Here is a 14,221-nt window from a genome sequence, read left to right as displayed (position 1 = left end):
GGCGGGTGACACCGCACGCGCCGGCCATCGCGCAACCGCGGTGCACCACGATCAGTCGGAGAGTGTCATCGCGAGCCGTTGCCGCGCGATCTGCTTGACGTCGGCCGACAGTGCCGCATTCTGCAGACCATTGGCCCAGACGGAGAACGAATCCTCGATCAGGTTGCGCGTGTCGGGCGGCAGCTCGGCCAGCATCAGCGACACGACGGTAAACAGCACGGCGGTGTCGCCGGCCTGGCGGCTGGCATTCGCGTCGACCGTCTGCTTCAGGGTCGCGACGGACGCCTGCAGCGCCTGTAATGCATCATTCGATTCGCTCATGAAATCCTCCATGCAAGATGGGCTGGAGCGGCGACGAACCCGTGGCCGGCGGCGCGGCCGGCGCGCGACGCCCGGGCGGACATCGCGCGTCGGCAACCGCGCTCAGGCGGCCGCGTTACCCTGCGGCGCCACGGCCACCGATGCCTCGCTCGTCAACATCAGGAACGTGAACGTTTCGCGCAGGTACAGGCGGACGCCCTTGTCGGTGTGGCTCGTGTAGCCGATCGACAGGTCTTCCCCGAGGTGCAGCTCGTAATCGCCGCCGCGCGTGGACAGCACGCAGCCGCCGCTGATCGCCGGCGCCCAGATGATCTCGCCGCTGACGATGCGTTTGATATGACCGAGGACCGGATAGCCCTGGTCGCGCGCTTCGCTGAGCGCGGTGTACGCGTCCGACCCGAGCACGACCGAGTACGGACCGTCGACGCCGGCGAGGCGCAGCGCTTCCAGCGCGTCGCTGATCGCGTCCGGGTACGCGCCGACGTCCGCCGGCAGCGTGAGCCGGCGGTTCGACGTGCCTTCGCGGATGCCGATGATGCCGGCCGCGCGGTAGCCGTCGAAGATCGCGCTGTCTTCGGCGAACGCGAGCCGTTGCGCGGCTTCCTTCGCCGGCTGCCAGTCGGCGTCGCGCGCGCCGCGCTCGACGCTGTCGATCGCGTCGCGGCTCAGCTCGAACGGCACCGTCAGCTCGACGATCGTGCGTACTTCGCGCAGCCGCGCGTTCACGAGTTCGCGCGGCGCGGCCACGTCGAGCAGGTGCCCGGTGCCGACGGCCGACAGCTCGGGGCCTGCGGGGCCCTCGACGTCGACGACGCGGCGGCCGGCCACCGATCGTTTGAAGGTGCGCGCCACTTCCTCCTCGATTTGTTCCCAGGCGGACGACGAGATCGGGGCGAGTTCGCGATGCAGGTTATTCATAGGTCGGGGTTCCTTTCAGCGAGCCGATGTTCAGCGAGCCGTCGCGCCGCGGTGCGGCAGGCGCGGACGGCGTGGATTCCGGTTGGGCGGCTTCGGCGGCCGGCGCGGGGCGGTCGGCGAGCGTTTCGAGCAGGTCGGCCGACGGCACGAAGAACAGCGAGCCGGTGACCGCGCGGCTGTAGTCGAGCAGGCGGTCGTAGTTGCCGGGCGGGCGGCCGACGAACATGTTCTCGAGCATCTGCTCGATCGGCGCCGGCGAGCGCGCATAGCCGATGAAATAGGTGCCGAATTCGCCGGCGCCCGGACGCCCGAACGGCATGTTGTCGCGCAGGATCTTCACTTCCTGGCCGCCCTCGTCGAGCGTGGTCAGCGAGCTGTGCGAGCACGACGGCTTCACGTCCGGCGCGAGCTCGATGTCGGACAGCTTGGTGCGGCCGATGATGCGCTCCTGCGTCTCGACCGCGAGCGCGTTCCAGCCGGCCATGTCGTGCAGGTACTTCTGCACGAGCACGTAGCTGCCGCCCGCGAATTCCGCGTCTTCGTCGCCGATCACCGTGAAGTCGACCGCTTCGCGGCCTTCCGGATTCTCGGTGCCGTCGACGAAGCCGATCATCGCGCGCTGGTCGAAATTGCGGAAGCCGTGCACCTCGTCGACGACCGTGACCGCGTCGCCGAGCGCATTGAGCAATTGCGTCGCCAATTCGAAGCACAGGTCCATCGCTTCCGCGCGGATGTGCAGCAGGATGTCGCCGGGCGTCGCCACTGCGACGCGCTGGCCGGCGCCGAATTCGCGGAACGGATGCAGCGACGCGGGGCGCGGCTCGCCGAACAGCGCATCCCATGCGTCGGAGCCGAAGCCGCAGACGCACGTGAGGTTGCCGCCCGGCACGCGCTTGCCGACCGAGCGCACGAGCGCGGCGATGTCGCCGCACCATGAACGGATCGTGTCGGCGTGATCGGCGCCGGGATTGATCGTCGCCACGAGAAAGATCGCGCTGCGCGTGATCGGGCTGTGGACGGCCTGGGAGAGCGGGGGAGGGGTAGTCTGCATCGCGGCCTGCCGGTCAGTCATGTCGGGACGGACGGGCCGCGGCAGCCGCGGCGCGCGAACGCGAACGGTTGAACTGTGTCATGCGACGGTTCTCTTTGTGACGTGCGGATGAAGGACGTTGCGCGGGCATCGCGCAACGGGCCGCAGCGGCGGCGGCCGGCCCCCGGCGCGAAGGGGAGGCGGACGTGGCGGCCGCGCGTTCGCCCGGCGCGTGAGCTGTCCGCACCGCGTAACGGCGTCGAGCCTGCAATCTAGCAGCTTCGACGGGTCTTTGGAACACGTATCGATGATCTGTCATTCGAATGGATCAAACAGGGCCCGGTTTTGTGCGGCGCCCGCGCAGCTGTACTCCTGGCGCGCGCGGCGCTGTGCTCTTGAGCGTGCGTGTCGCGTGCAGTAGATTAGGTCCCGCTACGGTCCCGCCACGGTTCCGCCACGGTTCCGCTCCGCCCGACGACGACCATCATGATGAACCTTTTGGAAGCGATGCGTATTTTCGGTGCAATCGTCGAGCACGGCGGGCTGTCCGGCGCGGCGTCCGACCTGAAGCTCGACGTCGCGCAGGTGAGCGCGCGGCTCGATGGCCTCGAACGCTATCTCGGTTGCCGCTTGCTGCTGGACCGCTCGGGCGACGACGTCATATGCACCGAGGCCGGCGTCGCGTTTCATGCGTGTTGCCGGCGCACGCTGTCCGCGGTCGCGCAGGCGACCGGCGCGATCGGAACCGGTGCGTGCGCAACGGTCTCCCGTCCGCCCGTCGCAGGCTTTCCGTTTCCCGACACCCCCCGCCGCAGCGATGGCGCATCGATCGCGGCACCGACGACACTGCACCGGACAACGCGTTGAATATTTCCACTGCATCCGCCGATACGACCGCCGAGCGCATTCGTCGCCGCTTCGGCCATTTCCTTCACGCGGCCGAGCTGGCCGGGCTGGTCGTGATCGGGCTGGCGACCGCGTTCGCGATGACGCAGGAGGCGTGGAAGGTCGTGCTCGCGGGCGAAGTGTCGCTGACGGACCTGCTGCTGATGTTCCTGTATCTGGAAGTGCTCGCGATGGACCTGCGCTACCTGCGGCTCGGCCGGCTGCCGGTGCGGTTTCCGCTGTTCATCGCGATGACGTCGCTCGCGCGCGACCTGATCCTGCGCGGCGCGACCGACAGCCCCGAGCGGATGCTGATGACGACTTTCGGGATCGTGCTGCTCGCGGTCGGCGTGCTGATCCTGAGCTTCGGCCAGCATCGCTTTCCGGCGGACGTCGACGATGTCGAGGACGACGTGCATGTGCGCAAGTAACGCGGCCCGGGCGGCATTCGAAGCGAACCCCGGCGCGCCGTGCGACGTGCGGCGGCCCCATTCTCATCCCAACACGCGAGGTGTCGCATGACCAGGCAATTGATCGTCGCCGTATTCGGCAGCGTCGACACGGCCCGCCGGGCCGCGAACGATTTCGATGCGCTGTCGGAGAAGAACGAAGGATTCCATATCGAGAATGGCGTCGTCGTCGAGAAGGACGCGAACGGCAAGCTCGCGGTGCTCGACGCCGAATCGCGGCCGTTCAGGGGCGGCGTGATCGGCGCGATCGCGGGCGGCTTGCTCGGCCTGCTGGCCGGACCGCTCGGCGTGGTGACCGGCATGGCGGCCGGCGCGGGCGCCGGCATTCTCGCGCAAGCGGCCGGCAACGCGCTGCTCGACGGCACGTTCGTCGAGACGGTCGCGGCGCGGCTCGTGCCCGGCAGCGTCGCGGTCATTCTCGAAGCGAAGGAGGACACGCCGTTCTCGGTCGACAACGTCGTCACGGGATTCGGCGGCAAGGTGTTTCGCCAGACGCTCGACTGAGCCCGCCCCTTTTCGAACCGAGTCGGGAGAACCGCATGCGTATCGATCAATCGTACCGCCGCTTCGACATCGCGGCGACGCTGTCGCCGCTGCCCGGCAACCGCGCGATCGCGAGCGTCGACGTGACGACCGACGATCCGGGCCGCCTCGCCGATCTCGGCACGAGCCAGTTCCTGCAGATCCGCAAGTGGCTCGAGTCGAACGACGTCGCGCTGCTGACTGTGGTGTTCGACGAGTGCAAGGTCGCGATCGACCACTACGCGGACAACGTCGACGACGCGTGAGGGCGAGCGGGCCCCCGCATGGCCGGGCTTCGCAACACCGCCGGCCGCTCCGCCATCCTCGGGACATCATGACGTGCGCGCGGCGAACGGCGGTCGCGACGTCGCATGCGCATCTGTTCACCACGCCGGCCTGATTTGACGTTTCCTCGCCAAACTGTCACTTACATTCGCCGAAATGACGCAGTAGGATGCCGAACCTTGTCTTGATGAGATTCGCATTGCTATCCGCCTTCAATTTCGATAACGGACGAGGTTCCAGCCGGGACACCCGCGCCCGGCGACGGCTATCCGGCTTCATGCGTCGGCGCGGCCGTGCCGACCATGCGGCGCAAGCCGGTTCATCGCGGCCGGGGCGAGGCGGATGAAGCTCTACGAGAAGTTTGCGAACGACGTAGAGCGACTCATTCGGCAAGGCGTATATCGACACGGCGACCGTGTGCCGTCGGTGCGGCAGGCGAGCCAGCAGCACCGGATCAGCATCACGACGGTGCTGCATGCGTATCTGCTGCTGGAAAGCCGCGGGCTGCTCGAAAGCCGGCCGCAGTCCGGCTATTTCGTGAACCTGCGGCGCGACGACGGGCACGCGCCGGTGCGCGAGCTGCGGCCGTCGAAGCCGATCGCGATCTCGTCGTCGGTCGACGTGAGCCGGCTCGTGCTGTCGACGCTGCGCTCGATCGGCACGGACGACGCGGTGCCGCTCGGCTCGCCGTATCCGGACCCGAGCCTGTTCCCGTTCGAGAAACTGAACCGCTACGCGTATGCGGCCGGCCGCGACAAGTCGCTGTGGGGCGTGACCGACGGGCTGCCGCCCGGCCATCCGCGGCTGATCCGGCAGATCGCGCGCCGCTACCTGGAGAACGGGATGTCGGTGGACCCGAACGAGATCATCGTGACGGTCGGCGCGACGGAGGCGATCAACCTGTGCCTGCAGGCGGTCGCGAAACCGGGCGACACGATCGCGGTGGAGTCGCCGACGTTCTACGCGATGCTGCACGCGATCGAGCGGATGGGGATGAAGGCGATCGAGGTGGCCACGCATCCGGAATACGGGATCGACATCGCGGCGCTGGCCGCGATCGCGAAGTCGCAGCCGATCGCCGCGTGCATGGTGATGCCGAACTTCCAGAATCCGCTGGGTTTCCAGATGCCGGACGAGCGCAAGCGCGAACTGGTTGAGTTCGCAACGAAGGCCGGCATGCCGATCATCGAGAACGGCGTATACAACGAACTGTATTTCGGCGATACGCATCCGAGTTCATTGAAATCCTACGACCGGACCGGGATCGTGCTGCATTGCTCGTCGTTCTCGAAGAGCCTGACGGCCGCGTACCGGATCGGCTGGGCGCTGCCGGGCCGTTATCGCGATCAGGTCGAGAAGCTGAAGTTCCTGAATACGCTCGCGACGCCGTCGTTGCCGCAACTGGCGATCGCGGAGTTTCTCGAGCGCGACGGCTACGAGCATCACCTGCGGCGAATTCGCAAGGCGTATGCGCAGCAGGCGAACCTGATGCGCGCGATGGTGTCGCGGTTCTTTCCGGAAGGCACGCGCATGTCGAGCCCGGCGGGCGGGTATGTGCTGTGGGTCGAGTTGCCGGCGCAGGTCGATGCGATGCGGTTGTACCAGCTTGCGCTGGAGCAGGGGATCACGATCGGGCCGGGCTACATGTTTTCGATCGCGGACACCTATCGAAACTTCATCCGCCTGAACTACAGCAGCCCGTGGTCGCCGGAGATCGAGCAGGCGGTCGTCGCCGTCGGCAAGCTCGCTGCCGCCTGCGTCGGCTGAGCGCGCCGCCGCGCGCGGTGCGACGTCATGTCAGTCGATACGACTGCGCGCCGGTGCCCGCGAGCGTGCCGCCGTCGACGATCAGGTATTCGTTGCGGATCGGCCTGCCGTCGAACCAGCATTGCAGGATCTCCAGCGTGCCGGCCGCATAGCGCGCCTGCGCGGACAACGACGTGCCCGAGATATGCGGCGTCATTCCGTTGAACGGCATTGTGCGCCACGGGTGATCGGCGGGCGCCGGCTGCGGAAACCACACGTCGCCGCCATAGCCGGCGAGATGGCCGGACGTGAGCGCATTCACGACCGCGTCGCGGTCGACCAGCTTCGCGCGTGCGGTGTTGATCAGGTGCGCGCCGCGCTTCATCCGCGCGATCATCGCCGCGTCGAACAGGTGCTCGGTCGACGGGTACAGCGGAATCTGTAGGCTGACGATATCGACGGCGCTCGCGAGCGATGCCGCGTCGGCGTGATACGTGAGCGCGAGCGCCTGCTCGATCGACGCATCGAGCCGGTGGCGCTGCGTGTAATGCAGAGGCAGGCCGAACGGGTGCAGCCGGCGCAGCACGGCCAGACCGATGCGCCCTGCGCCGAGCGCGCCGGACACCGAGTCGACGAGTTCGCCGGGCCGGAAGCCGGGCGGGCCGGCCGGCGTCGGCGCGGTTTGGCCGTCCGCATAGCGCGTGATGACCGGCATCGCATCGCGCACGTAGCGCGGCGGATAGCCGTCGACGGGATCGGGGTAGAGCACGCACAGCACGGTGGCCATCGGGTAGCGCTCCTGTGACAGGGGGAAGGCGGCACGCGGATTGCGCGGGTCGCGCGGGCGCTCGCAGCGCGGCCGGCGTGTTGCGCCGCAACGTCGATCACGTTCTACGCCGGTCGTGGATCGCGTACAAGCTACAGTCCGCGTTTCTCGTGCGCTGCGGGGCGTCTGTACCTGTTCTTTTCAGGAGGGATGTCGATAATGGGATCGTTACCTGACTTTTCGGGAGCCACGTCATGACTGGAAGCGATGCTGCGTCCTCACCCGATCTCACGCAAGGGATCGCGCTCGACGATCTCGCCGACGGCGCGATGATCGAAGGCCATGTCGGCGATGCGGCGGTGCTGCTCGTGCGCCGCGGCGACGAACTGTTCGCGGTGGGCGCGCAATGCCCGCACTACGGCGGCCCGCTGGCGAAGGGCCTGCTGGTCGGCGACACGATTCGATGCCCGTGGCATCACGCGGCGTTCTGCCTGCGCACCGGCGAGATGGAGCGCGCACCGGCGCTCGACGGGCTGCCGTGCTGGCGCGTCGAGCGGCGCGACGGCCGCGCAGTCGTTATCGATGCGCGACCGGCCGCCGTGCCGCCCGCGCTGAAGGCGGCCGGGCTGCCGGCCTCGGTCGTGATCGTCGGCGGCGGCGCGGCCGCGATCGCGGCAGCCGTCACGCTGCGGCAGGAAGGCTATCCGCATCCGATCACGCTGCTGAGCGCCGATGCCGATCCGCCGTACGACCGGCCGAACCTGTCGAAGGATTACCTCGCGGGCACGGCTCAGGCCGACTGGCTGCCGCTGCGCGCACCGTCGCTTTATACCGAGCAGCGGATCGACGTACGCTGCAACACGCGGGTCGCGCGCATCGATCCCGCGCAGCGGGCGGTCGAGCTCGCCGACGGCAGTCGTATCGAATACGGCGCGCTGCTGCTCGCCACGGGCGCCGAGCCGAACCGGCTGAACGTGCCCGGCGCCGATCTGCCGCACGTCTGTGTGCTGCGCTCGCGCGCCGATTGCGATGCGCTGATCGCCAGGCTGAAAACGGCGCGCCGCTGCGTGGTGGTCGGCGCGAGCTTCATCGGGCTCGAAGCGGCCGCCGCGTTGCGCACGCGCGGGCTCGACGTGCAGGTGGTCGCGCCCGATCCGCATCCGATGGGCCGCGTGCTCGGCGACGCGCTCGGCGACACGATCAAGGCGCTGCACGAAGCGCACGGCGTCGTGTTCCACCTCGGCGCGACGCCCGCGCGGATCGGACCGGACAGCGTGACGCTGTCGAACGGCGACGTGCTGCCGGCCGACGTCGTGCTGGTCGGCATCGGCGTGCATCCGAACGTCGCGCTCGCGCAGGACGCGGGGCTCGCCGTCGAGCGCGGCGTGACGGTCGACCGCTTCCTGCAGACGAGCGCGCCCGGCATCTACGCGGCCGGCGACATCGCGCGCTGGCCCGATCCGCTGACGGGCGAGCGGATTCGCGTCGAGCACTGGGTCGTCGCCGAACGGCAGGGCATCGTCGCCGCGCGCAACATGCTCGGCCAGCAGCGGCCGTTCGACGCGGTGCCGTTTTTCTGGAGCCAGCATTACGACCTGACGCTCCGCTATGTCGGGCATGCGGAGCAATGGGATCGCGTCGAGATCGACGGCGACCTCGGCGCGCACGATTGCTCGATCGCATACTGGCGCGGCAACACGCGGCGCGCGGTCGTGACGATCGCCCGCGATCTCGACAGCCTGAAGGCCGAAGCGGCGCTCGAGCGGCAGATCGTGCCCGCCTGAAAGCAGCATGACGACCCCCACCGAACCTTGAAGGGAGACGAGATGAACCCCGACGTCCGTGCACGTTTCGAAACCGAGTTCGCGCCGCGCTGGCCGAACTCGGCACGTTGCGCGACCGGCACGTCGTCGCGCTCGCGGGTGTCGTGATCGTCGCCTGCTCGACCGACGGACAGTTGCGCACGCATGCAGTCGACCCGGGCCGCGTGTCGTCCGGCGTGCTGCTCGACAATGTGGTCGCGCACATCGAATCGTCGCTCGACGCGTGGCGCGAACGGCCGGTTGACGATGCGCTGACCGACCGCGTCGCGCGCAAGGCGCGTCCCGGCACGGTGTCGCTCGGGCTGGCGGCGACGCAGGTCGACATCTACGCGCTGAGCGCGGCGCTCGCGCCGCTGGGCGGCGAAGTGGCCGACACGACGCTGTCGGTCGACGACGAACTGAAGCTCGTCGAAGCGATCTCGAACGCACGCGACGACAACGACGGCAACAGCGGCAACGACCCGCCGACGAACTGACGCGCCGGCACGGTCTTTCCCCGAAATCGCCGCGCTTCCCGCCCGCGCATCCCCGCGCACCGCGCGCGCTGCACAGGCGCACCCCTTGCTCGATCGGCTCGACGGTCACATTCACCGTTTCCGCTTTCGACAAGGAGGGCCTGACATGAAAGCAGTCGTATTTCACGGCATCGGCGACATTCGCATCGACACGGTGCCCGATCCGGAAGTCTCCGCGCCGACCGACGCGGTCGTGCGCCTGACCGCCAGCGCGATCTGCGGCACCGATCTGCACATGGTGCGCGGCACGCTCGGCGGGATGAAGCCCGGCACGATCCTGGGCCACGAAGGCGTCGGCATCGTCGAGGCGGTCGGGCGCGACGTACGCAACCTGCGGCGCGGCGATCGCGTGCTGATTCCGTCGACGATCGCGTGCGGCAGCTGCGCGTACTGCCGCGCCGGCTACACAGCGCAATGCGACGTCGCGAACCCCGGCGGCCCGCGCGCGGGCACTTCGTTCTTCGGCGGGCCGGCGGAAACGGGCCCGTTCGACGGGCTGCAGGCCGAATACGCGCGCACGCCGCTTGCGCATGCGAGCCTGATCCGGCTGCCCGATGCGATCGACGACGATCGCGCGATCCTGATGTCGGACATCTTCCCCACCGGCTATTTCGGCGCGCAGCTCGCGGAAGTGAAGCCGGGCGATACGGTCGCCGTGTTCGGCGCGGGGCCGGTCGGGCAGTTCGCGATCGCGAGCGCGAAGCTGATGGGCGCCGGGCGCGTGATCGCGGTCGACCGCATCGCGTCGCGGCTCGAGATGGCGTGCGCGCAGGGCGCCGAGATCGTCGATTTTTCCGAGGACGATCCGGTCGACACGATATTGCGGCTGACGGGCGGGATCGGCGTCGATCGCGTGATCGACGCGGTGGGCGTCGATGCGATGCGCGCGACGCACGGGCCTGCCGCCGCCGATCGCGACGCCGCGCGCGCGTTCGATGCGGAAGTCGACGCGATCGCGCCGCACCGCAAGCCGGACGGCCGCAACTGGGTGCCGGGCGACGGGCCGTCGCAGGTGCTGCAATGGGCGGTGCGCGCGGTCGCGAAGGCCGGCACGATCTCGGTGATCGGCGTGTATCCGCAGGCGGCGCGCGTGTTTCCGATCGGCGAGGCGATGAACCGGAACCTCACGATCAAGATGGGCAACTGCAATCACCGGACGGTGACGCCGCCGCTCGTCGAGCTGGTGCGCAGCGGCGCGTTCGATCCGCTGTCGGTGCTCACGTGCAGCGAGCCGCTGACGAACGCGATCGACGCGTATCGCGCGTTCGACGTGCGCGAGCCCGGCTGGATGAAAGTGAAGCTGACGCCGTGACGACACGAACCGAAACGATGCAAACCGAAACCGGGAGAACTGCGATGAGCGATCAATACGACAACTGCATGGCCGCGTGCGACGCGTGCGACACCTGTGCGGCCGCCTGCCTCGCGGAGCGCGACGTGCACGCGCTGGCCGGCTGCATCGCGCTCGACATCGAATGCGCGCAGCTGTGCCGCTTCGCGTCGGGCGCGATGGCGCGCCGCAGCGGGCTCGCACCGCGCATTTGCGCGCTGTGCGCACACGCGTGCGACTTGTGCGCGGCCGAGTGTTCGCGGCATGCGCACGAGCATTGCCGCCGCTGCGCGCTCGCGTGCGAGGCGTGCGCGGCGATGTGCCGCGCGATGGCCTGAGTACGGGCGCTTACGGCGTGTCCTGAACCTGGCGCGCGACGCGCTGCAGCAGCGCGTCGAGGACGGCCATCTCGACGGGCTTCACGAGATGGTCGTCGAAGCCCGCGCGTTCGGTGCGCGCGAGGTCGGACGCGCGCGCATGGCCGGACAGCGCGACGCAGGTCGTGTCGCGCAGCGCGTCGATCGCGCGCAGTTCCTGCAGCAGCGTGAAGCCGTCGACGTCCGGCATCGTCAGGTCGAGCAGCATCAGGTGCGGCGCATAGTCGCGCGCGACGGCCAGCGCATCGGCCGCGTTGTACGCGACGCGCGGCGCATGCCCTTTCATTTGCAGCAGCACCGCGAGCGTATCGGCCGAATCGCGGTTGTCGTCGACGACGACGATGCGCAGCGGCGCGTCGGCCGGCGGTTCGAGCACGGCTGGCGCGGGCGGTGCGGAAGGGGCGTTGCGGGTCGTTTGCGCGATCGGCAGCCATATCGTGAACGTTGCGCCGTGGCCGGGCCCGTCGCTTTCCGCGACGATCCGCCCGCCGTGCAGTTCGACGAACGACCGGCAGATCGCGAGCCCGAGCCCGAACCCGTCGGACGGGGAGCGACCCGATGCGCCTTCCTGCTGGAACAGGTCGAAGATCGTTTCGAGCGCGCCCGGTGCGATGCCAACGCCGTGATCGACGACGCGGATCGCAACGGACGGCCCCTCGATCCGCGCGCCGACGTCGATCCGGCCGCCGTGCGGCGAGAATTTCGACGCGTTGTCGAGCAGGTTGTGCAGCACCTGGACGAGCCGTGCGTCGTCGCCGTGCAGGACCACGGAATCGGTCGGCAGGTCGACGCGGATCCACTGCCCGCGCGCGGCCAGCTTCGGCTGGATGCTTTCGACGCCGCGGCACACGATGTCGCGCACGGTGATGGGGCGCGCGTCGAGTTCGACCTTGCCGGCCGTGATCCGCCCGACGTCGAGCAGATCGTCGACGAGCCGCGTCAGTTGCCCGACCTGGCGATGCACGGCGTCGCGACACTGCACGAGCGCGGGCGCGGGATCGGGCAGGCTCTGCAGCACGCCGACCGAATTGCGCAGCGGCGCCAGATGATTGCGCAGCTCGTGCGCGAGCATCGCGATGAACACGCTGAGTCGATGCGTCGACGCTTCGAGCTCCTCGAGCCGCTTGCGCTCGGTCATGTCGCGCGTGATCTTGATGAAGCCGCACAGCTGGTGTGTCGCGTCGTGCACCGGCGTGATCGTCACGCTCGCCCAGAACTGCGTGCCGTCCTTGCGCACGCGCCAGCCTTCGTCCTCGAAGTGGCCGTGCGCGGCGGCCAGCGCGAGCCCGTGCGCCGGCCGGCCGGCCGCGATCGCGTCGGACGGATAGAACAGCGAGAAATGGTGGCCGACGATCTCGGCGGCGGCGTAACCCTTGATGCGCTGGGCGCCGGCGTTCCACGTCGCGACATTGCCGTGCGGGTCGAGCATGAATACCGCGTAGTCGGTGATCGACTCCACCACGGTCTGAAACCGGAATTCGGCGAAGCGGTGCAGCAGGTCGCGCGCGTCGGGCGAACCGGGCGGCGGCGGATGCGGTTGGAGATCGGCGTCGTCTTTCTTCATCGGAGCGGCAAGTTGAACATACGGGCGGCCGCAGGTCGCCGGCCCGCTGCCGGGCGCGCCGGCGGCGGCCATACGGAGCGAATTGGCACGTCCGAAAGCATAAAGGAACTCGATTCAGCTGATCAATGGGTGCGCATGGGCCGTGCCGTCCGCAGGGCCCGCCGTCCGCGCCGGGCGCGGCATGCCGATTGCACGCCGGGACGGTCCGCCTGCCGCGCGGCGGCAAGCCAGGCAAGGAGATCGACATGAACAGCACGCTGAATCCCGATAACGAACCGGCCGGCCCGGACGACGACAACGCCAGCCGCGGTCGCGACGGCAGGGCGCTCGGCCCGAGCGACTCGTCCGACAGCGGCAGCGACACGGCGGGCGCGCGGCGCCATCCGTTCGACGTCGATTCGCCGCTGGACGACCACGCGCTCGAACGCGGCGACGCGGCGCTCGACAGCGATACGGACCGCGCGGGGACCGGCGAGCGCGCGTCGGCGGACGGCGATTCGACGCTCGAGGAGGGCGCCGATATCGAGCCGGACCGCACCGAGCGGCTGAGCGAACCCGGCCGCACGGACGACCCGGACGAATCCGGCGCCGTGCCGTGACGCCCGGCACGCAAAAACTGCAATCGCGTTGCAGATTGGGGCGCCTGACGGCTTCCCGGCACTGCGGCGCGCAACCGTCGCGGCCCGGCCACGGCGCCGGCACGCGATTTGCATTCACCCGACCGACGCGCGCCGCGACGCGGCACGGTGCCGTGTGCGGCGTAGGCGATCAAGGAGAGACACGATGCAACGACGATATCCCGGACGGTCCGGCGAGCGCGGCGGTCCGCCCGACTGGCACGAGCGCAACGAACGCGCGTACCGGGGCGCCGGCGAGCGCGGCATCCCGGACGACCCGGCCCGATGGCCGGAAGAAGATGACGAATCGGCTTACCGCCGCTTCGCGAGCGAGGACGTGGGCCCGGAAGACTGGGGCAGCGAATGGACCGAGCGCGCCGCGCGGCCGGTCGACCAGCGGCGCGGCGCAGGCGACCCGGACTGGCCGGGCGGCGCGCGCCAGCCGGCGCGCGACGCCGAGCGCGGCTACGGCGAACCGGGTCGCCGTGCGGAGGGTCGCGAAGGCCGGTACGGCGGCGAGCGCCCCGAATTTCGCAGCCCGCACCGGATGCGCGCATCCGGCGGCGAGCGCGACATAGGCGACCCGCGCTACGGCGGCAGCGCCCCCGATCTGTCGCGCTTCGGCAGGGACACCGAACGCGACGCACTGCGCCATCGCCGCGGGCCGAAAGGCTATACGCGCTCGGACGAACGGATTCGCGAGGACGTCTGCGAGCGGCTCGCGCACGCGCTCGAGATCGACGTGAGCGACGTCGCCGTGCAGGTGAAGGAAGGTCGCGTCGAGCTGGACGGCACGGTGCCGGCGCGCTGGATGAAGCACGACATCGAGGATCTGGCCGACGGCTGCCTGGGCGTGCGCGACGTCGAGAATCGCGTGCGCGTGCGCCGCGACGACGAACACGATACGGGCATGGTGCTGCATCCGGACCAGCGGACCGTCACGCCGACCCAGCCTGCCGCACGCGACCCCGAACCGGGCACCGTGGTGGGCGGCCGCGAGCGCGAACCGCGCCATTGAGCCCCGTGCGTGAGACGCCGCGCCCCCGACCGCG

Annotated in this window: 16 protein-coding genes; 11 read left to right on the top strand and 5 right to left on the bottom strand. The window is 69.5% G+C overall.

From position 1 onward, the window contains the following. Positions 1 to 51: 51 nt before the first annotated feature. The 3 genes from KR541_RS34060 to KR541_RS34050 form a co-directional block, all read right to left on the bottom strand. On the bottom strand, positions 52 to 321 hold the full coding sequence (locus KR541_RS34060) for a hypothetical protein (protein WP_050014023.1): 270 nt from the start codon (positions 319 to 321) through the stop codon (positions 52 to 54). A 102-nt stretch (positions 322 to 423) separates the two neighbouring features. Beyond that, the gene (locus KR541_RS34055; RefSeq protein WP_050014022.1) at positions 424 to 1,239 is read right to left on the bottom strand and encodes a family 1 encapsulin nanocompartment shell protein; all 816 of its coding nucleotides are present in this window, start codon (positions 1,237 to 1,239) and stop codon (positions 424 to 426) included. Continuing rightward, positions 1,232 to 2,311 carry a Dyp-type peroxidase gene (locus KR541_RS34050; protein ID WP_050014021.1) on the bottom strand — a complete coding sequence of 360 codons (1,080 nt, stop codon included), beginning with the start codon at positions 2,309 to 2,311 and terminating at the stop codon, positions 1,232 to 1,234. The genes KR541_RS34055 and KR541_RS34050 overlap by 8 nt, the downstream gene beginning before the upstream one ends. Positions 2,312 to 2,758: 447 nt before the next feature. Between KR541_RS34050 and KR541_RS34045 the strand changes: the two genes are divergently transcribed. The 5 genes from KR541_RS34045 to KR541_RS34025 all read left to right on the top strand — a co-directional run bounded on the left by KR541_RS34045 (position 2,759) and on the right by KR541_RS34025 (position 6,198). Then, on the top strand, positions 2,759 to 3,136 hold the full coding sequence (locus KR541_RS34045; RefSeq protein WP_089490319.1) for a LysR family transcriptional regulator: 378 nt from the start codon (positions 2,759 to 2,761) through the stop codon (positions 3,134 to 3,136). Next, the gene (locus KR541_RS34040; protein WP_050014020.1) at positions 3,133 to 3,585 is read left to right on the top strand and encodes a phosphate-starvation-inducible protein PsiE; all 453 of its coding nucleotides are present in this window, start codon (positions 3,133 to 3,135) and stop codon (positions 3,583 to 3,585) included. Before KR541_RS34045 ends, KR541_RS34040 begins: the two co-directional genes overlap by 4 nt. A gap of 87 nt (positions 3,586 to 3,672) precedes the next feature. Then, positions 3,673 to 4,128, top strand: a complete 456-nt coding sequence (locus KR541_RS34035) for a DUF1269 domain-containing protein (protein ID WP_089490320.1) — start codon at positions 3,673 to 3,675, stop codon at positions 4,126 to 4,128. Between the two features lie 35 nt (positions 4,129 to 4,163). Then, positions 4,164 to 4,412, top strand: a complete 249-nt coding sequence (locus tag KR541_RS34030) for a hypothetical protein (RefSeq protein WP_006498393.1) — start codon at positions 4,164 to 4,166, stop codon at positions 4,410 to 4,412. Positions 4,413 to 4,773: 361 nt separating this feature from the next. Next, positions 4,774 to 6,198, top strand: coding sequence for an aminotransferase-like domain-containing protein (locus KR541_RS34025; protein ID WP_176016186.1), 1,425 nt, complete (start codon positions 4,774 to 4,776; stop codon positions 6,196 to 6,198). Between the two features lie 25 nt (positions 6,199 to 6,223). Here the strand turns inward: KR541_RS34025 and KR541_RS34020 are convergent, their stop codons facing one another. Then, on the bottom strand, positions 6,224 to 6,964 hold the full coding sequence (locus KR541_RS34020; protein ID WP_176016187.1) for an NAD(P)-dependent oxidoreductase: 741 nt from the start codon (positions 6,962 to 6,964) through the stop codon (positions 6,224 to 6,226). A 233-nt stretch (positions 6,965 to 7,197) separates the two neighbouring features. Here KR541_RS34020 and KR541_RS34015 point away from each other — a divergent pair, with 233 nt between their 5' ends. The 4 genes from KR541_RS34015 (at position 7,198) to KR541_RS34000 (ending at position 10,949) form a co-directional block, all read left to right on the top strand. Beyond that, complete coding sequence (locus KR541_RS34015; protein WP_050014015.1) at positions 7,198 to 8,727, top strand: FAD-dependent oxidoreductase; 1,530 nt, start codon at positions 7,198 to 7,200, stop codon at positions 8,725 to 8,727. A gap of 107 nt (positions 8,728 to 8,834) precedes the next feature. Next, positions 8,835 to 9,242 (top strand): DUF1269 domain-containing protein, encoded by a 408-nt coding sequence (locus KR541_RS34010; RefSeq protein WP_235356218.1) that lies wholly within the window; start codon positions 8,835 to 8,837, stop codon positions 9,240 to 9,242. 145 nt (positions 9,243 to 9,387) lie between these two features. Further along, positions 9,388 to 10,593: a zinc-dependent alcohol dehydrogenase gene (locus tag KR541_RS34005; protein ID WP_216090145.1), complete on the top strand. Its 1,206-nt coding sequence runs from the start codon at positions 9,388 to 9,390 to the stop codon at positions 10,591 to 10,593. A gap of 44 nt (positions 10,594 to 10,637) precedes the next feature. Continuing rightward, positions 10,638 to 10,949, top strand: a complete 312-nt coding sequence (locus KR541_RS34000; RefSeq protein WP_216090144.1) for a four-helix bundle copper-binding protein — start codon at positions 10,638 to 10,640, stop codon at positions 10,947 to 10,949. Positions 10,950 to 10,959: 10 nt separating this feature from the next. Here KR541_RS34000 and KR541_RS33995 read toward each other — a convergent pair whose 3' ends face one another. Further along, entirely contained in the window at positions 10,960 to 12,552 is a 1,593-nt protein-coding gene (locus tag KR541_RS33995) for a hybrid sensor histidine kinase/response regulator (protein WP_124631026.1), read from the bottom strand. A 245-nt stretch (positions 12,553 to 12,797) separates the two neighbouring features. Between KR541_RS33995 and KR541_RS33990 the strand changes: the two genes are divergently transcribed. Both KR541_RS33990 and KR541_RS33985 read left to right on the top strand, forming a co-directional pair. Then, positions 12,798 to 13,151: a chemotaxis protein gene (locus KR541_RS33990; RefSeq protein ID WP_204384582.1), complete on the top strand. Its 354-nt coding sequence runs from the start codon at positions 12,798 to 12,800 to the stop codon at positions 13,149 to 13,151. Positions 13,152 to 13,335: 184 nt separating this feature from the next. Continuing rightward, entirely contained in the window at positions 13,336 to 14,187 is an 852-nt protein-coding gene (locus KR541_RS33985; protein ID WP_050014011.1) for a BON domain-containing protein, read from the top strand. Positions 14,188 to 14,221 lie beyond the last annotated feature (34 nt).

This window comes from Burkholderia sola (assembly GCF_905400185.1).
Classification (GTDB): Bacteria; Pseudomonadota; Gammaproteobacteria; order Burkholderiales; family Burkholderiaceae; genus Burkholderia; species Burkholderia sola.
The sequence above is the reverse complement of the archived record's forward strand: the minus strand, read 5'-3'. Positions and strand labels throughout refer to the sequence as shown.